Raw genomic sequence first — 21,104 nt, forward strand, 5'->3', positions numbered from 1 at the left:
GCCGACAATGTCTACGAGGTCCAGGTCACCGTGACCGACAGCGGCGGGCTCCCGGCGAGCCAGGACATCGCGGTGACGGTGACCGATGTCGCCGAGAACGCCGCCCCTGTCACCTTCGAGCAAAGGGTGAATTCAGGCGCCGACGACATCGAGCAAAGATCCTCGGGTTCGATCTACTCGGGCAGCAGCGATCTCGAACTGATCAGTGACGGCGGCGACATACAGACGGTCGGGATCCGTTTCAACGCGATCGGCATCCCGCAGGGATCCATCATCACCAACGCCTACATTCAGTTCCAGACAGACGAGGTGAGCACCGGCGCCGCCTCGCTGGAGATCCGCGGCGACGACAGCGACAATGCCGCGCCGTTCACCGGCACTTCTGGAAGTCTGTCCGCACGCATGACGACGTTGGCGTCCGCGTCGTGGGTGCCGCCCGACTGGACTACCAGGGGCGAGGCCGGCGACGCCCAGCGAACCCCGGATCTCAAGGCGGTCGTGCAGGAGATCGTGAACCGATCAGGCTGGACCAATCTCAACTCGATGGCCTTCATCATCACCGGCACCGGCACCCGCACGGCCGAGGCCTTCGAGGGCGACGCCACCGGCGCGCCGCTCCTGCACATCGAATTCCTGCCGCCGCAACAGACCGAGGCGCCGCAAGTCGATCTGAACGGGCCCGGCGGCGGCACCGGTTATGCCACGAACTACATGGAGAACGCCGCGGCGGTGGCGATTGCCGGAGCGGATGTGCTGATCACGGACGGCGACAGCACCCATCTGGTGGGTGCGACCATCGTACTGGCGAACCCGCAGCAGGGCGATGCCCTGTCGGTCGATACCGCGGGGATGCCGGCTGGCATCTCGGTCGACTCCAGCTCGATGGCGGACCGGATCGTTCTGACCGGCCTGGCGCCACTCGCCGATTACCAGACGGCGTTGCAGCGCATCCTGTTCCAGAACACGAGCGAAACACCCGATCCGACTCAGCGGACGGTCGAGGTCACGGTCTCGGACGGGATCTCCCCGTCCAATATGGCGCTCGCCACGATCACGATCGACCGCTCCCCGGACCCCGTGCAAGATGCCGTGTCGACCACGCCGGACACCCCGATCGTCATCGACGATGTGCTGGCAAACGACGACCCCGGCGACGGGCCGGCCAGCGTCACCGGCTTTGACAGCGTGAGCACCGCAGGCGGAACGGTGATTGCCGGTGCCAACAACAGCTTCACCTACACCCCCCCGGCCGGCTTCGTCGGTTCGGACTCCTTCACCTACACGATCACCGACATCGACGGCGACAGCGCGACCGGCCTCGTCACGGTCGCGGTCGGCGTGAACGCTCCGCCGACTGCGGTCCTTCTCACTCCACAAGGGCCGTTCGTAGAAAACATTTCCGGCGCCATCGCGGGCATTCTGGGCGCGAGCGACCCGGATCAGGGCGATACCCACATCTTTTCGGTCAGCGATCCGCGCTTCGAGATCCTCGGCAACCTGCTCAAACTCAAGGACGGCGTGCGGATCGACTTCGAGAGGGAGCCGGTCGTCGCGCTCGACGTGACGGCCACGGATTCCGGTGGGCTGGCACTGACCGAAACCATCCTGATCGACGTCGCCGACGTCGCCGAGATCCGCTTCGCGGCGTTCGGAGACTGGCCTGACGGCGACGGCACCGTCGCCGTGGCCAACCTGGTCAAGAGCCTGAATGCCGAGTTCATCGTGACGACGGGGGACAATATCTACGATCCCCTTGAATCGGTCGACAGTCAGATCGGTCGACACTATGCCGATTACATCGGCAACTACACCGGCGCGTTCGGTTCCGGCAGTTCCGTCAATCACTTCTTCCCGGCACTCGGAAACCACGATTACAGCGACGGGCTGTTTGCCGAGTATATCGACTACTTCACCCTGCCGGGGAACGAACGATACTACGACTTCGAAATCGGTTCCGTGCATTTCTTTGTCGTGAACAGCAATGTTGAGGAGCCTGATGGCACGATCAGCAGTTCAGTGCAGGGTCAATGGCTTCAGAACGAGTTGGCGGCTTCGACATCGACCTTCAACATCGTCTACTTTCACCATCCGGCCTATTCCTCCGGCGACGTCCACGGTTCGTTGTCATTCATGCAATGGCCATTCGAGGATTGGGGCGCGACAGCGGTTCTCACCGGTCACGACCATGTCTACGAACGCATCCTTCGCGATGACAACAACGACGGAGAGGTTCTTCCCTATTTCGTCTCGGGGCTTGGGGGACACAGTAACATATACGGCTTCGCCACACCGGTGGAAGGCAGCGAGGTCCGCTACAACGCCGACTACGGCACCATGCTCGTCCAGGCGAGCGAGACCAGCATCACGTTCGAGTTCTGGTCGGTCGCCGGCGGCGGCACCCTGATCGACAGCTACACGATCGACGCGGCGGCCGGCCCCGGCGGCGGATCGGCGCCGACACTGGTCGCGCAATACTCCATGGCCGCCTTCGGAATCCCCGACCCGTCCGGCCTTGCCTACGACCCTGTCACGGACAGCTTCATTCTCTCCGACTCCGAGATCGATGAGGAGCCGCATTTCGATTTCACGGATATCTTCCGGCTGACCCGCGCCGGCTTCCTGCAGGAAAGCTATACGCCCAGCGCCTTCACCGACGAGCCGACCGGACTGGCGCTCGATGCCGTGGATCAGCTGATGTTCATCTCGGATGACGACAACTACGAAGTGTATGTCGTGAACCCCGCGGACCCGGCGACGCTGCTGTATTCCTTCGATACGATTGCCCTCGGCGTCAACGATCCGGAAGATACCGCGGTGGACGTCGCGAACGACCGCCTGTTCATCCTCAGCGGCGAGACGGATCACAAGATCGTCGAAACCGACTACACCGGGTCGCAGGTCTATTCCACGCTGGTGCTGTCGAGTTCCTGGGACGTCGAGGCGCTGGCCTATGACCCCAACGAGGACGTCTTCTACGTCGGTGGCGGCTTCAGCAGCCGTTTCTGGAAAGTCGACCGCAGCGGAAACATCCTGGCGGAGCTGGACCTTCTGACGAACTACCGGAATCCGATCAGTGGCACGAGCGTTCAGGTCAAGGATATCGAGCTTGCACCGGCCAGTGACGGCAGCGGCGAGACGCATATCTACGTCGCCGATTTCGGCAACAGCCACGTGATGGACGGACGCCTCTTCGAGATCGATCCGGGCGACCTGATCACGACCCCGTGGTCGACGCCTGCCCTGACCGAAGAATTGATCGCCTGATATGCGCAGCCTGCGCCGGACCTCTCGCCTATTGCCGGTCATCAAGTGGATCCTTCCTCTCCGAAACGGAGACCGGCGACGGTGTCTCGATGGATCGCGCGATCCTCGAACTTCGGTCCAGGCATCTGGTGGGTCCTGTTGACGGTGAATCTGTCCGACACTCACGTCCAGCGCTTGCAGATGCCGTCGTAGGGGATCGGACCGTGCAGCGTCCTAAACGTTCGGGCGAATTTGCAGGCGGCCATGAAGTCCGCGAGGTGCGCGCAACTGACCATGGCTCTCGAATTGGAAGCGTTTGACGGTCGAATTCCTTATCATGGGGTCATCCGCTCGACCTGGCCGACATTCACGAATACGCCCCCCGGACCGTTTCCCGATCCTCGCGGCTCCACGGCTGGTTGGGCTTGGTCAGGCCATGCGCGATCCCGCTCGCCTCGCAGATCGTGCCGACGCGCATCTGCTGGGAATAGGCTGTTTCCGGTTCTGGGGTTGGTCTGCGTTCTGGATTCCCTTGCTATCGCGCCCAAACCGATGGCGCCGCGATGGCTCGACAGGTCAGGAGGCAGGGCACAACTTCCAGGAGGCGCTCCAGGAGCGCCCGCGTCGTGCGCCTGTCGGTCCTTTCGGCGCGTGGGTGGCCGCGACCCTGCTGGTCCGGTCAAGGGCCGCGAAGAGCCTCGACAGCTTCGACTTTGCCGCGGCCCCGCGCCTCGACAACATGCAGGTCCGCGACTGTCGCGCTGCGAATGGATCGCGTGCCGTCAGCAAGTCATCGTCTTGGGGCCATGCGGCACCGGCATGACCCAAGTTGCCTTCGGCCTCGGTCTGGTCGCCTGGCAGAAAGGGCCGGTGCCGAACCGCTGTTCGAACCGATCTCCCGAAGATACGAGCACGGCTACATCCTGATTGCCTCGAACGCTCCATTCGAGGAATCAGCATGAACTGTCCGCCCGGAGCGCCTCGCACCATCAAATCCTGGGAACAAACAATGACGGGTACAGAGGCAAAGTCTGGACTCCAGAGCCAGACCGCTTCATCGTCAATCGGATTAAACAGATGCGGGGCTGAACACCTAGGGAGGAGCCGATAATGAATCTGAGACCCGACCCTACTTTTCACGCAACTCCGAAACTCGCCATGGAGGCTCCTGCGGAAACGCTTGCCTTCACGCTCATGCTGAGCCCGGACGGTTCTCAGCCCGATGGCTTGGCGGTCGTCGATGTTGACGCCAACTCCGACACCTACGGCAAGATCGTTCATCAGGTCATCATGCCGCACAAAGGCGATGAGTTTCACCACTTCGGCTGGAACGCCTGTTCCTCGGCACTCTCGCCCCTGACCGGCCATGCCTTCCTCGAGCGGCGCTACCTGATCATTCCGGGCATCCGCTCATCACGCATCTACGTCGTCGACGTGAAGGAACCTCTAAAGGCCAAGATCCACAAGATCATCGAGCCGGAGGAGGTCTTTGCCAAAACCGGCTATTCACGCCCCCACACGATCCATTGCGGACCCGAAGGCATCTATGTGTCGACCTTGGGCGGCGGCGGCAAGGACGGCACTGACGGCCCTCCGGGCATCTTCATCATGGATTGCGAGACCTTCGAGGTGATCGGCCGCTACGAGATCGACCGGGGTCCGCAAGACAAGCAGTACGATTTCTGGTGGAACTTGCCGCGCGACTACATGGTCAGTTCCGAATGGGGCTTGCCGCCGCAATTCGAGAACGGTCTCGTGCCCGAGGATCTCCTGTCCAATAAATACGGTCACCGGCTGCATTTCTGGAACCTGCGCGAGCGCAAGAATGTCCAGACCATCGACCTCGGCGAGAACCACCAGATGGCGCTGGAGGTGCGTCCCGCGCACGACCCGGTCAAGGAATACGGCTTCTGCGGCGTCGTGGTGGATACCACGAACCTCGAGGGCTCGATCTGGACCTGGTGGCGCGAAGGCGGCAAGTGGCACGCGAAGAAGACCGTGACGATCCCGCCGAAGCCAGCGAAGGCCGACGACCTGCCCGAGATGCTGAAGGGCTTCGAGGCGGTGCCGCCGCTCGTGACAGATATCGACCTCAGCCTCGACGACCGGTTCCTCTATGTGTCCTGCTGGGGCACGGGCGAGATGCACCAGTACGACGTCTCGGACCCGATGAAACCGAAGCTTGCCGGCAAGGTGGAGATCGGCGGGATCGTCAAGAAGGCGAAGCATCCGAACGGCAAGGACTTCGGTTATGGTCCGCAGATGGTCGAGATCAGCCGAGACGGGAAACGGGTCTACTGGACCAACTCCCTCTATTCGACTTGGGATGACCAGTTCTACCCCGGCGACCGGGGCGCGGCGATGGTCATGGCGAATGTCGGCAGCAAGGGCGGGCTGACGCTCGACAAGAAGTTCTATGTCGAGTTCCCGAAGGGCTACCGCAGCCACCAGATCCGGCTCGAGGGCGGCGACTGCTCGACCGACAGTTTCTGCTACCCCTCCGTCTGACGCGTGGACGGAATCGATACGGCAACGGCCCTGTGGTGGGCCGTTGTCGCTTCAGGCGTCTACCATGGGGTCAATCCGGGCATGGGCTGGCCACTGGCGGTTTCGGCCGCGCTGTTGGAACGGACGCGCTACAGCATGTACAAAGCGTTGCTGGCGCTGGCCGCAGGGCACCTGCTCGCAATGGTGGCGATCCTGTTTCCGTTCACGGCGCTGCTGTTCCTTGCGAAATGGCAGCGGGAAATTCAGGTCGGCGCGGCCTGCCTGGTGATCGGGCTCGGTGTTTACCTGCTCTTCAATCGTCGCCATCCACGCTTTCTCGCCCGCGTGCCGCCGACGCGGCTTGCGCTTTGGTCCTTCCTCGCGGCCATGGCCCACGGAGCCGGCCTGATGCTGGTGCCGATCTATCTCGGTATCTGCCGCACCGTTGAGACGGATGTCGGCCATCAGGCTGCGGCAGACCTGATGGCGGGCAATGCCTGGGTCGCGGCCGCCGTTGCCGTGGTCCATACGCTCGCCATGACATTCTCGGGCGGGATGATCGCCGTTGGAGTTTACCACTGGCTCGGGTTGAGATTTCTTTCCAGGAGCTGGTTCAATCTGGACCTGGTATGGGCCCTGAGCCTGATTGCCGTGGGAGGCATTTCGCTGATTGCAATTCATTGACTCGCAGAGGTTCGACGCAAACCGCTTCAGTTAGCAGTTTGGCCAGTTGCCCCGGCAGTTCGTCTCTGGCCAGCGGCAGCGAATTTATGGCAGCCGCGACCGCAGGGATGTCACCTACAAGTTATCGGACATGCGCGCCGAACCCGGTCGCCGCACCAATCCCTACATCAGCCTGAAGGCGCGCAACTGAGCGCGCAAGTCGTTCTCGAGGTCGCAGCACCGCTTTGCAGACGTTTGCGCCACGTCAGGAGGCGGCGCCATCGTTGGCTTGCCGGCGTCCTGACGCGAAGCGAACCGAACAAGCACACCCTCATCATCAGCGCGATGTCCAGATCCGCCTCGGACAGTCCTCGACGCTGTCACTGAGGCGAAGGGACGGCCTCGATGCCGATGGCCGCGACGCTTCCATGCTGCGCTCCGACCCAGCTCATCAGCGCCTCCAGTTCGCTGATCGCGCGGACCGCAGTCTTCACCAGCTTCATCAAAGCCGGAACATGACGATTGCGGCGAGAACCACGGCGAAGACAAATCCCTTCGGACAGCGATCATGACGGGTGGCTGCGAGCTTGCTCATTCGCCCCTATAACCGCAGGGGCTCACGATGTGAATCGTTCACAGCCAGAGGTCGGCATCAACAGCCACCGCAGACCATAGCGATTGATGAAGATAAAGCCGCTCTGCAGAGGCCGGTCGTCGACGCGCGGCTTGCCAAGGCTCCTGGGGAGCAGGACGTTTCGGCAATTGATCCAGTGGATCGATTGCTTGGCGAGCAGCCGAAGCTGGTCCATCTCGGCGGCCGTCAGCCAGAAAAGGCTGCTCATCGTTCGGTCCTTGCGGAGCCTCGATCATGCCGAAAGCGCGAGACCGATCGGTCCTGCATCTAACGGCCATACCTCGCGAAAAAGGCCCGCAGATCAGCGGTCACGTCGGTCTCTTGAACGGCAGCCATCAGCTTGAGCAAATCCCGGGCAAAGGTACCTGCGTCATCCGTCCAGCGCGCGGCTTCGCCTTTCTTCGGCTCCCGCCGCCGACTGCAATAGGCCTCAAAGCACTTTCGGATCCCGTCCGGATCGAGCCCTTTCTCCGTCAAAAGCTTTCGCAAAAGGTCCTGCGAGAGCAAGCAGTCGACGAGCCTGCAGATATCCTCGCCACCGCGACCGAGATCAGCATCGCTCGGTAGCGGACGATCACCGCCGCGGAAGACCGCCGCGGTCATCGACTGCTCTCGGGTGAAGTTCAGCCCGCGTCGGCTGTTGCCGCTGGTCTCTACCTGGATCCGATAGAGACCGGCCTGCGCGGCCGTCATTGACGCCTCGAACATGCCGGCTGCGACCTCGGCGAGCGGCAGAGAAACGATACTGCGGTCAGGCAGTTCGACACGCGCAATGACTTCGGCGCGGCCAGTCAGCGGCACGTCGTATTCGGTCAGGATGGCGCGGATCGACAGAAGCGCGCCAGGCTCCAGCCCGGACTGATCCAACCGCGCCTGCATCCGGATGTTCGAATAGGCGTGGAACGACACGTTGTAGCGTGCGCCCAAGGGATGCGGACCGCCCGCGCCGAGGCCGTGGGAGGTGTCCGGGTTCGCGAAGTAACGCTTCCACGCTTTTTCATCGACCTCCAGAACCGCATGCCAGACCCCCTCGCGCGCGCCCGATGCGCCGATGGGTAGCGGCAGGCCGATCCTGTAGAACGCCATGCGGGTGCCTGTGGCAAATGTGGCGCCCACGGATCCGGCAACGCCCGGATCAACGATGTCGCCACCCGGCGTTTCGAGACGGAAGCGCACGACAGGGGCGTCGACAAGCAGAATTGCCGTCATCTCAACATCAGCTTCGGTAATGCTGACCGGAATCCGGACCGTCATCCCCGGCCCGATGTAGCCGCTGGGATCCCGAACGATGTCGGTTCGCGTAGCCCCGGCGAGGATCTGGTGGAAGTATTTGGTGAGCCGGAAATAGTCGTCCGTACCCGTAGTCAGGTGCCCAGTCAGCAACAGATAGCCATCGCGCACCCCAGCGAGTGCCATCAACCCGGCGGTGCTGACCTGGGTCTCGGTGCCGAGGCCGATGGCGAAAGTGCGCGCGTCAATCGAACCGAGCGCGTCGGCGATGCTGAGCGGCCGGTTCTCGATCCCATCGGTAAAGACAATGATCGCCTTCTCGTCATATCCGGTAACCGGTGTCAGGACGCTGCGGGCCATGACCACGCCATCGCCGATCGAGGTCCAGCCTGCGGGGTTGGTGGCATGAAGGGCCGCTGCGCTCCGAGCGGCGCTCCGGCCCATGTCCGACATGTCATCCGACAGGATCGGGGTCATCGGCAGGCCCGGATAGGTGGCATCGCCAACCGGGTATGCATCATGGTCGAAGCGGACCAGGCCGACGCCGTTATTGGCAGGAATGAGTTCCATGAACCGCACCGCGGCTTCGCGTAGCACATCCAGGCGCGTCGCGCCGAGGTCGCCGGCCGGATCATCCATGCTGCCCGACTGATCGAGCGCGAGCATGACTGCAACCGTGGGCCGCGCCCGGGTATTGGCACGGATCAGAACGTCCCATTCCTGCCCGGTGGCGTCGCACCGGATGCGCACGGTGCCGGTCGCCACATCGCCGTCACTGGTCCCGGTATAGGAGATCCAGGCACGGGCATAGGCCGGCGTTTCGAAGTTGGGCCGCGGGTCGGCGGTGGCGCTGACGAGCCCGCTTGGGGTACCGAACGCTGTGCTGGGCGGGCCCGAGGTGACTGTCGGCCCTGCGACGATCCGCACGGTGGCCGGGCTGCAGCCCGTTACCTCAAAGACGACCGCCCGGTAGGTCGTCAGCCCTTCCGGCACATCGGCGAACACGATTTCGAGCGGACTCGGCGCCGTCACCGTGAGCGGCCAGGTGACACAGGGCGCCTCTAGCAGGAAGCGAAGGAAGCCCGATGAGACCTCGGCGATCACGCCAACGGCCTCGGCCCAGGGTGGGCGGAACGCGGTGCCGGTTTCGATCGTGAACGAGAAGACACGGGCCTTCAACGGGTCCGCGATGTGGCGCGACCACGCGTAGTCCGAGCTCGTTCCGGTCGTGGGGTAGAGCCCGAACGAAATCCCCGGCGAATAGCTGTTGCCGTTGACGGCCTGGATGCCCACCCGGATCTGTTCGGCGAGCGCCTGGTGCACGCTCAGCGCGTTGGCGTCAACGTATTCGCTGTACGCGTCGCCGGGAACGCCGCGCGCGCCGTCACGCATTGGGTTGAGGAAGTTCTGGGACGGGTCGGTGGTCTGGACCTCGTCATGGCCCCAAGGATAGAGGATCAGCTCGGAGTAGCTGTGGATGTCAAAGAACCAGCGGATCTTGGGAAAGGTGTCGAGCATCCAGACGACATTGTTCGTCTCCTGCTCCGAGTTTGGCGACGGGCCATGGTAGACTTGGTTCAGATCGCACGGATCAGTGGAGATGAACCTCAAGTCGGCTGCTGGCGACAAGTGAGAAGGGTAATTGAAGAGAACGTCGTAGTTGCGGTTCAGGTCGACGCCGACGCAGGACGGATTGCCTCCGCTTTGCGCCGGATTGCGGTTGCGCCGCCAGCCGGCCAATCCTCCGATGCTATCGACCGATTTGCTGTGGTTGTACCCGTCGGGATTGGCGGTCGGAATGAAATAGAGGTGAAAAGTCTCCATGATCCCGGCCACTTCGGCGGCGGAGTAATTGACCGGACCATAGGTGAGGCCGGTTCCCATGTCGTAGGCCTCTAACAGGTCGGCGGCGAGCGACATGCAGATCTCGGGCGGCATCCATTCGCGCGCGTGCAACCCGGCGAGAAAGAGAACCGCCAGCTTGTCGCCTGGCGTGCCGATACGCACCGCGCGCACGGTACGACCTTCGACCGTCGGGTTGGGCAGATTGATGAGTTGACAGGTTGCGGGATAGGTTGCGCCGAGAGCAGTCAGTCCGGCCTCGAGCTCCGTGAGATTGTGGTAAGCCACCGCGCTAATCTCCTCAAGAAAATCGGGCGCTATTCTTTCTTTCCGACGCCGTGCGGGACGCTCCCTTCCTTGGCATAACGATTACCGGTGCCGATCGCGGCCTCCGCAGCCGGGATCGTTCTCAACGGCTGGATCTCGATCGTTCCGATGTTCTTGGGAAGGTTGGCAATCACCTGCTCTGTCGCGACGATATGCGCCACGAATGTCCCATCCATGACCTGGTGAGGGCCGTGGCCCACAAGTTCAATCTCCCGACCTTCGAGCAGCCGCGTCATCTGCTTGGCGGTCTTGGTCGTCACCTTCGCTTGACGCAGATCCTGTCCAGGACTTTTCGATTTCGCGGATCTGCCTTTGCGATCATTCATTGACGCAACCTCGGCAAGAGAAATTCAATCACTGGATGAAAATTGCACGAGCCGGAACATATCATAAATTCTGTTCTCTTGAAAGATTGCCGCCACGGGACCCGCAGCGGGTGGAGTTGAGAACATATTCTCCAAAAAAAATATGTACATTTGGTGATAATTGCTTACCAATAAACCGGGTACGTCCAATGCGTACAGGTAGCCACATCAGCTTCGGAAAGGGAGAGGGCTACATAACCGGGGAGAAACAACATGATCAAACAACTCACCAACCGCCGTATGGCTCTGCGGACCATCGCAGCTGCGGGGGCGACGACGCTCGCAGCTCCGCACATCGCGTCCGCGCAAGCCAACGGCACGACGTGGAAGATCCAGACATCCTGGCCTGGTGGTGCGGGACTTCAGATCTTCAAGGATTGGTGCGCGACGATCGTCGAAAAGACCGGCGGTGAACTGGCCTTCCAACCGTTCGGCGCCAATGACGTCGTGGGTGACTTCCAGCTTTACGATGCGGTGAAGAATGGCGTTCTGGATGCAGTGAATCCCTTCACCATCTACGCGCAAGGCATCATTCCCGCGGCGACGTTCCTCACGTCCTATCCGCTGGCGCTCCGCAACCCGCATGAATTCGACGTTTTCTTCTACGGCCTCGGCGGGCTTGAGATCGCGCGCGAACTCTATGCGGCTCAGGGAATGTATTACGTGGGCCCGGTTCACCACGGACCCAACATCATTCATTCCAAGGTGCCGATCCGCTCGATCGACGATTTCCGCGGCCGCAAGATGCGTCTGCCAGGTGGCATGGTGGCCGAGGTCTTCACCGAGATCGGGGCGGAAACCACCGTTCTTCCGGGATCGGAAATCTTCCCGGCGCTGGAAAAGGGCACGATCGACGTCGCCGACTACGTCGGGCCGGCGGTCAACTACGCGCTCGGTTTCAGCCAGGTCACGAACTACATCTCGATGGGCCCTCCGGGCTTCATGTCGGTCTACCAGCCGGTCGACCTCATGGATATCACGGTCGCCCAGACGGCGTGGGACGCCCTGTCGCCGGAGATGCGCCAGTTCGTCGAGATGGAAACGCACGTCTATTCTGACATGCACCACGCCGCGATCCAGAAGGCCGATCAGGAAGCCTGGTCCAAGTTCGCGGAAGAAGGGACCGAGGTCACGCGCCTCAGCCAGGACGACGTCGAGCTTCTGACCGAAGTCGCCGTGCCGATCTGGTTCAACTACGCCAACCGCGACAAGGACGCGGCGCGTGTCTTCAAGATCCAACTCGACTACATGATGTCCGGCTCGCTCGGTTACGTGACCCCGGCGCAGATCGAGGGGCTGACTCTAAACATCTGAGCCGGTCTCCGACCTGACGACGGGCCCGTGCGGAAACCTCGCACGGGCCCTTGCTGCCAACAGGCACGGCCAATCGCTGGAACCCCGCAATGCCCAACATCGACTTCACGCTACCGCATTGGGCCTATTGGCTCGGTCTGATCCTTTTTCCTGTTGCCGGAATGATCCTGGCCCGCAGGGCGAAACCCGCGCGGCCGGGATACAGCGTCCCGCTTGCCTATCTGATCCTCGTGACCGGCGGGATACTCGGGCTGCACCGTTTCTACCTCAAGAGCCTGCTGGGCTTCGTCTACATTCCGATCTTCCTCTGCGTCCTGTGGGGCAATGCGCAGGAACGCGATGCGCGTGCCGCGATGTCGGACGCGACGAACCTCGTGAAAGTGGCCGAGCGCACGCTGGAACGCGAACGGCCGCGCCTCGAGGCCGCCGAAGTCGACATCGAGAAGTTCCGCGCCGAGGCGGAAGCGGCGGAAGCCGGTTCCTTCGCGAAGAAGAGCGCCGAGCGCCGGCTGAAGCGCGCAGAGGACGGCATCGTCACAGGTCGGGAGCGCATCGCGTTGGCCGAGGCCGATCTGGCAACGGCGCAACCCATCGCCGAGTCAGCCCGGACGGATCGCGCCTTCTGGGGCAACGTGGCGCGCTATGCGTTCTACGCGATCCTTGCTTTGCTTGCGATCGACGCGCTTCTGGTACCGGGACTGGTCCGCAGGGCTAACGCCCTTGCCGCGCTGGAACCGCAGGAGCAGAGCCTCATCGACGAGGAAATGGCTGAAAAAGCAGCCCAGATCGATCCTGACGCGCGCAAGGCGGACCACGAATGGGCCGAAAACTGGATCGACAGGCTGTCGCTCTATGCCGGCGAATTCGTCAGCTATTGGGCGGTGATCGCGGTCTTCGTCTACTACTACGAGGTCATCAGCCGTTACGTCTTCAACTCGCCGACCAACTGGGCGCACGAGTCGATGTATCTCATGTTCGGCATGCAGTACCTGATTGCCGGCGCCTACGCGATGCTGACCGAAAGCCATGTGCGGGTCGACATCTTCTATGCGCCGCTCACCCGTCCGAAGAAAGCCTGGGCCAATCTGCTGACATCCGTCTTCTTCTTCATCTTCGCGGGCACGCTTCTTGTCACCTCCTACATCTTCGCGATGGACGCAATCGCCGTGCCTTCGGGCAATTCGGTGGTCTCGAACTGGGCACGCGGCCAGATCGGCTTCGGCGAGATGATCGGGGGCTTGTCGCTGCGGGACTGGACCGATCCCGCGATCCGCTGGGGCGAAATCAGCTTCAACGAGTGGGAAGTCCCACTCTGGCCGATGAAATGGATGATGTTCGTCGGCGGCGTCCTGCTGGTCCTGCAGGGCGTCTCCAAAATATCAAAAGACATTCGCGCGATCGCGAGGGGAGCCTGAGGCATGGGTCTGGATATTTCCATCGAGCTGCTGACGCTCATCATGTTCGGCTCGCTGCTGACCCTGCTGATGGCGGGGCTGCCGCTTGCCTTCGTTACGGGTGGCCTGGCCTGCGTCTTCCTGTTCCTTCTGGGTGACGCGCGGGCACTGAACATCGTGCCGAGCCGCATCTTTCCCCTGATGACGAACTACCAGCTCTCGGCGATCCCGTTGTTCATATTCATGGCCGCGATGCTTGAGAGAGCCGGCATCATCAACGACATGTTCGACGTGATCTACAAGGTCCTCGGCGGTGTGAAAGGGGGGCTCGCCTCGGCCACGATCATCGCCTCGACGATCCTTGCGGCGATGGTCGGCGTGATCGGCGCGGCGGTTGTCACGATGGGGATCATCGCGCTGCCGGCGATGCTGAAGCGCAGCTACGACCCCAAGATCGCGATGGGGGCGATCATGGCGGGCGGTACGCTCGGCATCCTGATTCCGCCCTCGATCCTGGCGATCATCTATGCCGTAGTCGCGGAACAATCGGTGGGAGAGCTCTTCATCGGCGCGGTCATTCCCGGCCTCATGCTCTCGGGTTTCTACATTCTCTATGTGACCATCCGCTGCTATATCAATCCGGACCTCGGCCCCCCGATCCCGCTGAGCGAGCGCGTCAGCACGCGGGAAAAGTTCCAGCTTCTTGGCAAGATGTCGGCTCCGATCATGCTGATCGCGGTCGTTCTGGGCGTGATCTTCTCCGGCGTTGCTACTCCGGTGGAAGCGGCCGGCATCGGCACCTTCGGCGCGTTCATCGTCGCGGCCATTCACCGGCGGCTTGATTGGCCGACGATCCGGGAGGCTTCGATCACTACGCTCAAGGCCAGCGCGATGGTCATCTGGATCATGTTCGGCGCGACGATCTTCGTCGGACTTTACGTCCTCGAAGGCGGTCAGCAATTCGTGCAGGAGACGATGCAGGGCGCCGGCCTCGGCCCCTGGGGCATCCTGATAGTGATGCAGATCATCCTGATCATCCTCGGCATGTTCCTCGATTGGGTCGGCATCCTGCTTCTGTGCGTGCCGATCTTCGTGCCGATCATCAAATCCCTCGGCGCGGCGGCGTTCGGCTTCGAAACCACCGATGATCTGGTCCTGTGGTTCGGAGTTCTCTATCTCGTAAACATGCAGATGAGCTTCCTGTCGCCCCCCTTCGGCTATGCCCTGTTCTATCTGCGCGGGGTAGCCCCGGACTCGATCCCGATGTCGGATATCTTCCGTTCGGCGATCCCGTTCCTGTTGCTTCAGGTTGTAGGTTTGACGGTGTGCATGTTGGCGCCCGAGGTCATTACCTGGCTGCCAGATCTCGTCTACAGGTGAGCCAAGTTCGGACGATGCACTTCGAACATCCGGTTTCAGAGTCTGAGATCATGGTTTCAAACGGCGTTGCTGCAGAACTCGGCGGGCGGGAGGTTTCAAATTGCAAACCCATGCGGATCGACGTTTTGAATGACGAAGCCAACGCCTGCGCGCCACCGCCCGAGGCACCGGTCCAGATTAAATCACGCGCTCAATGCGCGCGGGGCTCTGCTGATCTGGTTGGACAGCAAGGTGACTTGGCACGCGCCGCATGATGGCCGTTCGTGAAGAGGCAGAAGAATGATACTGCCGCCGCAGAGGCGATCGTCGACACCGCCCTGCGTCCGACCATGCGCTTTGTCACGTTGACGACGGGCAAGAGGATTACCGAGACCCGGTGGCGGCACTGGTCTGAGCGCATCACGCTTGCCAATTCGTCCCGGCACGTCGGAAGTGTTAGGAGGTCACTCAACAGTAAGGGCAAAGGATCGATCAGATTCGGGTCAGAAACAAATGTTTTTGCAGGAGCCAACGAACTCGGTCCGTTGATATGCCTCTGATCCGCGCATCGCCATACCGGCCCGCGGCCACGTCAGCGCCGCAAAAAGAGGCCTGATACATGACCGCACCCGATCACACGCCTGAGCCGTTCAAAAAACCACTGCACCAATTGGGGCATCCATAATTGCACCAATGGGGGCATACATACATGCTCAAACCTCTAAATCTGCCCGGTCAGCGCTCACGTCAGACACGTTCGCAGATTGACGGTCTCACGTCCGGCTGGACGCGCGGCGAAGATTGACGACTCCCGGCCTGGGCGACAGCTAGCCTCCGACGTAGATGCCGGACCTGGGGCGATAGAATATCTTCTGGTTGTGCAGCCGTCCCAACAGCTCCTGAATTCGGCGCAGGGTTTCAGCACGGTCATCGTGCGCTCCGGCGGACCGCTCGAGCAAGGCTTGCGAAAGCGCGTCACGGTTGCGCCGCAAGGCCGTCTCGATCAGATCCATGTCTTCGACGGACAGCTCGAACATCTCGTTGTAATGAGGCATCTTTCCCTCCTCCGCGGCGGTTTTCGCGCCAGACATTGCGCGCGAACTCTGGCTGCACGGTGGCATCCGGCATAACCACCCGCAGGGAACTCTACCCCAATTTCCGCCGCGCGGAAAAGGCTGGCAGGGTGCGGAGGCAACCTACCCCGGCCATCGGCATGTGCCGATCGGCCCGGAGTCCTCAACTACATGCAATCGAGCGGTTCGACCGGTCGGGAGCCCGGTCCTGGCCGAACCCTCCTGATACGTCCCGCATTGCCGGCGCCCCATCCCGCGGTGCCGGGGGAATACCGCCTGAACGACGCGGCGGGAGCTGCCGGTTCCGCAGTCAAGCGGTATCCCGCGGCAGGGTGCCGCCGCGGGTCGTGGCGTTTGGGTTTGGCCCGCCTCGGGCCGCGATTACTCGAAGGTCGCGAGATAGGCGATCACGTTCTCGATTTCGTCTTCCTTCTTGAGACCGGCGAAGGACATCTTGGTGCCGTCGACGACATCCTTCGGCTTGGCGAGGAAGGCGGCGAGCGTCTCCTCGTCCCAGGTCAGGCCCTCGCCGGCCTTGGCGACCAGGCCGTCGGAATACTTGAAGTCGGCGACCTGACCCGCGGCGGCGCCGACGATGCCGTTCAGGATCGGGCCGACCTTGTTCTTGGCGTCCTCGCCGACCGCGTGGCAGGCCTTGCACTTGTTGAACACTTTCTCGCCGGCCGCGGCGTCGCCGGAGGCGGAGGCGGGCGCAGCAAAGCTCGCGGCGATGAGGGCGGCGATCGCGATCTGTCTGGTCATTGGATACTCCTCTTCGTTGGATGGTCAGATCAGGGTTTCAACTCTTGCGCCGGGCAGCTCTGCCACGGCGGCGTCGATCTCGGCCGGCGTCATCAGGCAGAAGGCCGTCGACAGCCCGTCGGCAAGTGCCGCGGACGTCGCCGACACCGATGCCACACGCTGCGCCTCGGCCGGTGCGCGGCGCCGCGGATCGAAAATATGGCCAACCTCGCCGGCGGGATCAAGCACGGTCCCCGAGGGCGCCGAGGTGGCGAGACAGCGGTCGCTCAGCGTCACCCGATGGAGGATTCGGCCGTCCGGCGCGGCGATGCCCGCGCGCCAGGGAGTGCCATCGGCGCGGGTGCCGAGTGCGGCGATCTCGCCCATGTCGACGAGCACGTCGGTGAGGCCGCGCGCCTTCAGGAGGGCGGCGATGCGGTCGGTGATGTAGCCCTGGGCGATGCCGTTCAGCGTCAGCGCCATGCCAGGCCGGGCAAAAGCGATCTCGTCTGCGTCGAAGCGCAGATGCTGCCAGCCGACTTGCGCCCAGGCCGTCTCGATGCGGTTCGGGCCGGGTTCTCCGGCCGCCTCGGCATAGGCCTGCCAGAGCGGCTGGATCGTCGGATCGAAGGCGCCGCCGGTCTGGCGGTGGACCTGGCCGGACAGGCTCAACACCTCCAGAAGCTCGGACGGCGGCGCTGCGAGCCAGCCGTTGCGGTTAAGCCGCACGAGGGCCGAGTCGGAGTTGTAGAGGCTGAAAATGCGCTCGAGCCGTTGCAGCTCGGCCTGAACACTGGTGATCGCGGTCTCGGCGGCGTGCCGGTCGCCGCGGATCGTCAGCGAGGCCGGGGCGCCAAGGGCCACGCCGTGCCATTCGGTGGCAGCGGATTCCGCCCGCCCTGCCCCGGCGGCGAGCGTCGCGGCGGCGATGGTCAGGAAGCGGCGGCGGGTGAAGGGGCGCGTCATGACGGCGTCTCCAGCTTGGCGTCGAGGTCGACCGGGGCGAGTGCCGCCTCGTCGGGGATCTCGGCGAGCGGCACGGCGCGGCCGCCGTAGCGGCCGATAAAGGCCTCGGCCGCGGCGGGATCGGCGAAGGGTACGATCTCGGGCGCGCCCATGCCACCCGCGACGTCGGCCTCGACCACGAAGACCGCGGTGTCGGCCGGCGTCCAGTTCGTGGGACCGGGCTCGTCCCAGCTCGCGGCCTTGCCCATGTCGGTGACATAGGTCGCGACGATGGCGGCGTCGCGCTCGGGGCTTTTCAGATAGGCCACGGCATCGCGGACCTGGGCGAAGAACAGCGGTTCCGGAATGCCTTCGAGGTGGATCTGCCCCTTCGGCCCGCCATGTTCGGCGACGTTCATCGCGCAGAAATGGGCAAGGGTCTCGCCGGTGAAGGGCACAGGATCGGGGGCTTTCGCGACCTCCTCCTTGCAGGCGGCGAGCAGGAGCGCGGCGATGAGGAGACGTTTCATGCTTCGACCCTCCGGAAGGCAAGCCGGGCCAGCAGGAACGCGAGGACCGGCCAGAGGCAGAGCGACAGGGGTGCGGCCCAGGCGGGCAGCGCGGTGGCGGCGCCGGTCATGCCGCTCGTCAGCGCGACGGCGTCGGAGGCGGCGATGTTCCAGAGCCGGAAGGCGTCGGCGGGGTTGGCGGCCATCACCCAGGGGAAGGCGGTCTGGGTGAACGCGCCGCCGTTGTCGAGGACCAGAGCACCTAGAAGGCCGAGGTCGTAGAGAACCACGAAGATCAGCCAGAGCCCGGCCGACATGCCCGCCGCGCCGGTGGAACTGCCCGAAAGCGCCGAGATCATGTAGCCGAGCGCGAGGAAGACCGCGCCGAGGAGGATCGAGGTCAGGATCAGGCGGAGGAGCGCCATCATGCTTTCCGGCGCCGCACCGCCCGCGAAGGCGGCGACCGCGCCGGCCGCGCCGAAGCCCACCGTCATGGCGAAGGCGAGTGCGGCGAGATGGGCGATGAACTTGCCCATCAGCATCTCGCCCCGGCTCACAGGGTAGGAGAGGATCAGCGCGAGCCCGCCGCGTTCCGCCTCGCCGGCGATCGAGTCGAAGGCCATCATCAACGCGAGAAGCGGCGCGAGATAGACCGAGAGCGTGGTCATCGAGGCGACCGAGACGGTCAGCATGTCGACCCCGAGCGCGCCCGTCGGCGCGCTGCCCGCGAAGGTCAGGGCGAGCGCGAAGAGCACCATGATCAGGGTCGCCATGAAGACCCAGCGGTTGCGGCGGACGATCAGGAACTCCGCCCGGGCGATAGCAAGGGCGCGTCTCATGTCCGGCCTCCTTCGGCATAGTGGCGGTAGAGGTCTTCGAGCCCCGGCGGCGTCATCTCGATATCGGCGACGAGGTCGCCGAGATGCGAAAGCCGGCGCAGTTCCTCCATCTTGCGCTCCGGCGCGCAGAGGATCTCGACCGAGGCGCCGTTCACCCGCGCGCCGCCGGTCTGGCCGGCGATCGCGTCGGCCGCCCCCGGCAGGGCACGGATGCGGAGCTTAGTCGGCAAGCCTGCGCGGCGCGAGAGATTGGCGAGCGTGTCGTTGGCGACGAGATCGCCGCGGCTCAGGATCGCGATGCGGTCGGTGCGGGCCTCGACCTCGGTCAGCGCGTGCGAGGCGATCAGCACCGCCGCGCCCTCGGCCGCAAGCTCGTCGATGATCGCGTAAAGCTCGTGGCGCGAGATCGGGTCGAGCCCGCTCGTCGGCTCGTCGAGCAGCGCCACACGGGGCCGGCCGAGGAGGACCTGTGCGAGGCCGAGGCGCTGGCGCATCCCCTTCGACCAGGTGCCGATGCGGCGGTCGGCGGCGTCGGCAAGCCCGACGCGGTCGAGAAGCGGGCCGACCTCTCGGGTCGAAACGCCTGCGAGGCGGGCGAAAAGGGCAAGCTGTTCGCGCCCGGTCAGCGATTTGTGGAAGGCGACGGCCTCGGGCAGATAGGCGGTGGCGGCGCGGGCATAGGCGCTGCCGGGTGCGGCGCCGTCCACGGTGATACGGCCCGCCGATAGCGGCGTGAGGCCGAGGATCAGCTTCATCAGCGTGGTCTTGCCCGCGCCGTTATGGCCGAGCAGCGCCACCCGCTCGCCCGCGCGCAAGTCGAGCGAGACCGCGTTCAGCGTACGCAGCGATCCGCGTTCCTTGGTGGCGGCGGCGATGCTCAGGACGGCATCAGTCATGGTTCGTCTCCCAATCGGGTACCGGGATCTCGACCGGACGCATCAGCGGGTGGCTGTCGACCACACCGCCCGGCAAGAGCGCCGGGAAGGCCGATTGCGACCAGCGCACGAGCTGCACGGCCGGCGAGCCGAGAAGCAGCTTGGCCGAGGGCTGGGTCCAGAGCACATGGTCCATGCTGTCGTTCGGCCGGTAGGGCGTGTCGGCGATGCCGTCGCCGTTCACGTCATAGGCGGCGAAATCGCTCCAGTAGTTGCCGCGCTCCCCGTCGGACCACTCGACCCAGCGGGTGCTCACATATTTCACCTGTGTCCGGTTGCCGATGAAGGCGTTGCCGGTGATCGTATTGCGTTCAGAGCCGGCGGTGAAGTGGATGCCGATCTCGCAGCCCTCGAAGCGGTTGCCGGTGAAGGTGTTCTTGTTGGCGTTGTAGAGGAAGGCGCAGCGGTCCTTGACGCCGCGCACGAGGTTGCCGGTGACCTCGCCGTCATTGGCGTAGTTCAGCATCACCCCATGCTCGCGGTCGCCGATCGAGATGTTGTCGGCGACCTTGACCCGGCGCGAGAACATCACCGCATAGCCGAGGTCGTTGCCGATCGAGAGGTTGCCGGTGACCTCGCTGAAATTGGCGTACATGTAGTGGACCGCGAAGCGCAGCTCGCGGAAGCGGTTGTCGCGGAAGATGTTTCGCTTCGAGGTGTTGACGAAGATGCCGTCGCGGCCCCAGCGGATGTCGTTCTGCTCCACCACCGTGCCCGGCGCGTTCCAGACATAGACGCCGTTGCCGCGCGCGTTCATGTGGCGGTCCCGGCGGCCCTCGATCACGTTCCCGGAGACGAGCGCGTCGCGCGCGCCATGGACGTCGACGCCGTGCAGGTTGCCTTTCAGCACGTTGCCGCGCACCACCGCGCCGGTCGCGCCCTTGGTGAGCTTGATGCCGGAATCGAGCGTCTCGTGCGAGGCGCCGGAGCCGATCACGGTGAGCCCCGCGAGCGTCACGTCCGGCGCGGTCACGGTGATGACGGTGCCGCTGCCGCCGCCGTCGATCACCGCCTGCCCGCCGCCCTCGATCGTGACCGCGCGGTCGACGGTGACGCTTTCGCGGTAGGTCCCGGGCCGAAGCAGGAGCGTGTCGCCGGCCCCGGCCCGGGCAATGGTCTGGGAAAGCGCCCCGGGCGCCACGTCCCACTCGGCCGCCGAAGCCGGCAGCGCGAGCAGGATCAGGAGCGCCCGGAGCAGCATCAT

At 63.8% G+C, this 21,104-nt stretch carries 18 protein-coding genes and 1 pseudogene; 8 read left to right on the forward strand and 11 right to left on the reverse strand.

What is annotated here, in order from left to right; translation table 11 throughout:
• Positions 1-30 precede the first annotated feature (30 nt).
• The 4 genes from R5H32_RS15295 (at position 31) to R5H32_RS15310 (ending at position 6,604) form a co-directional block, all read left to right on the forward strand.
• The gene (locus R5H32_RS15295; protein ID WP_318339559.1) at positions 31-3,264 is read left to right on the forward strand and encodes an Ig-like domain-containing protein; all 3,234 of its coding nucleotides are present in this window, start codon (positions 31-33) and stop codon (positions 3,262-3,264) included.
• 1,089 nt (positions 3,265-4,353) lie between these two features.
• Complete coding sequence (locus tag R5H32_RS15300; RefSeq protein WP_318339560.1) at positions 4,354-5,751, forward strand: selenium-binding protein SBP56-related protein; 1,398 nt, start codon at positions 4,354-4,356, stop codon at positions 5,749-5,751.
• A 3-nt stretch (positions 5,752-5,754) separates the two neighbouring features.
• Positions 5,755-6,414 (forward strand): hypothetical protein, encoded by a 660-nt coding sequence (locus R5H32_RS15305; protein WP_318339561.1) that lies wholly within the window; start codon positions 5,755-5,757, stop codon positions 6,412-6,414.
• Positions 6,415-6,460: 46 nt separating this feature from the next.
• The gene (locus R5H32_RS15310) at positions 6,461-6,604 is read left to right on the forward strand and encodes a hypothetical protein (protein ID WP_318339562.1); all 144 of its coding nucleotides are present in this window, start codon (positions 6,461-6,463) and stop codon (positions 6,602-6,604) included.
• Positions 6,605-6,773: 169 nt separating this feature from the next.
• Here the strand turns inward: R5H32_RS15310 and R5H32_RS15315 are convergent, their stop codons facing one another.
• From R5H32_RS15315 to R5H32_RS15330, 4 genes and pseudogenes are all read right to left on the reverse strand, one after another.
• A complete protein-coding gene (locus R5H32_RS15315; protein WP_318339563.1) occupies positions 6,774-6,896 on the reverse strand; it encodes a hypothetical protein in 123 nt (40 codons plus the stop codon).
• Positions 6,897-7,040: 144 nt separating this feature from the next.
• Positions 7,041-7,235 (reverse strand): annotated as a pseudogene (locus R5H32_RS15320) (hypothetical protein); the annotation flags it as partial.
• Between the two features lie 59 nt (positions 7,236-7,294).
• Complete coding sequence (locus R5H32_RS15325) at positions 7,295-10,387, reverse strand: M14 family zinc carboxypeptidase (RefSeq protein ID WP_318339564.1); 3,093 nt, start codon at positions 10,385-10,387, stop codon at positions 7,295-7,297.
• Positions 10,388-10,416: 29 nt separating this feature from the next.
• Positions 10,417-10,752 (reverse strand): hypothetical protein, encoded by a 336-nt coding sequence (locus R5H32_RS15330; protein WP_318339565.1) that lies wholly within the window; start codon positions 10,750-10,752, stop codon positions 10,417-10,419.
• Positions 10,753-11,004: 252 nt separating this feature from the next.
• Here R5H32_RS15330 and dctP point away from each other — a divergent pair, with 252 nt between their 5' ends.
• From dctP to R5H32_RS20985, 4 genes are all read left to right on the forward strand, one after another.
• Positions 11,005-12,105, forward strand: a complete 1,101-nt coding sequence (gene dctP, locus R5H32_RS15335; protein ID WP_318339566.1) for a TRAP transporter substrate-binding protein DctP — start codon at positions 11,005-11,007, stop codon at positions 12,103-12,105.
• A gap of 89 nt (positions 12,106-12,194) precedes the next feature.
• Entirely contained in the window at positions 12,195-13,520 is a 1,326-nt protein-coding gene (locus R5H32_RS15340; protein WP_318339567.1) for a TRAP transporter small permease subunit, read from the forward strand.
• A 3-nt stretch (positions 13,521-13,523) separates the two neighbouring features.
• Positions 13,524-14,879, forward strand: a complete 1,356-nt coding sequence (locus tag R5H32_RS15345; protein WP_318339568.1) for a TRAP transporter large permease subunit — start codon at positions 13,524-13,526, stop codon at positions 14,877-14,879.
• Between the two features lie 14 nt (positions 14,880-14,893).
• Positions 14,894-15,133, forward strand: a complete 240-nt coding sequence (locus R5H32_RS20985; protein ID WP_412099031.1) for a hypothetical protein — start codon at positions 14,894-14,896, stop codon at positions 15,131-15,133.
• 552 nt (positions 15,134-15,685) lie between these two features.
• On the opposite strand, the gene R5H32_RS15355 is transcribed toward R5H32_RS20985, so the two are convergent.
• From R5H32_RS15355 to R5H32_RS15385, 7 genes are all read right to left on the reverse strand, one after another.
• Positions 15,686-15,913 carry a hypothetical protein gene (locus R5H32_RS15355; RefSeq protein WP_318339569.1) on the reverse strand — a complete coding sequence of 76 codons (228 nt, stop codon included), beginning with the start codon at positions 15,911-15,913 and terminating at the stop codon, positions 15,686-15,688.
• Positions 15,914-16,312: 399 nt separating this feature from the next.
• A complete protein-coding gene (locus R5H32_RS15360) occupies positions 16,313-16,693 on the reverse strand; it encodes a cytochrome c family protein (protein ID WP_318339570.1) in 381 nt (126 codons plus the stop codon).
• Positions 16,694-16,717: 24 nt separating this feature from the next.
• Positions 16,718-17,638, reverse strand: coding sequence for an FAD:protein FMN transferase (locus tag R5H32_RS15365; protein WP_318339571.1), 921 nt, complete (start codon positions 17,636-17,638; stop codon positions 16,718-16,720).
• A complete protein-coding gene (locus R5H32_RS15370) occupies positions 17,635-18,147 on the reverse strand; it encodes a nitrous oxide reductase accessory protein NosL (protein WP_318339572.1) in 513 nt (170 codons plus the stop codon). The genes R5H32_RS15365 and R5H32_RS15370 overlap by 4 nt, the downstream gene beginning before the upstream one ends.
• Positions 18,144-18,965, reverse strand: coding sequence for an ABC transporter permease (locus tag R5H32_RS15375; protein WP_318339573.1), 822 nt, complete (start codon positions 18,963-18,965; stop codon positions 18,144-18,146). The genes R5H32_RS15370 and R5H32_RS15375 overlap by 4 nt, the downstream gene beginning before the upstream one ends.
• Positions 18,962-19,861 carry an ABC transporter ATP-binding protein gene (locus R5H32_RS15380; RefSeq protein WP_318339574.1) on the reverse strand — a complete coding sequence of 300 codons (900 nt, stop codon included), beginning with the start codon at positions 19,859-19,861 and terminating at the stop codon, positions 18,962-18,964. The genes R5H32_RS15375 and R5H32_RS15380 overlap by 4 nt, the downstream gene beginning before the upstream one ends.
• Positions 19,854-21,104, reverse strand: coding sequence for a nitrous oxide reductase family maturation protein NosD (locus R5H32_RS15385; RefSeq protein WP_318339575.1), 1,251 nt, complete (start codon positions 21,102-21,104; stop codon positions 19,854-19,856). Before R5H32_RS15385 ends, R5H32_RS15380 begins: the two co-directional genes overlap by 8 nt.

The organism is Defluviimonas sp. D31, from assembly GCF_033436765.1.
Classification (GTDB): Bacteria; Pseudomonadota; Alphaproteobacteria; order Rhodobacterales; family Rhodobacteraceae; genus Albidovulum.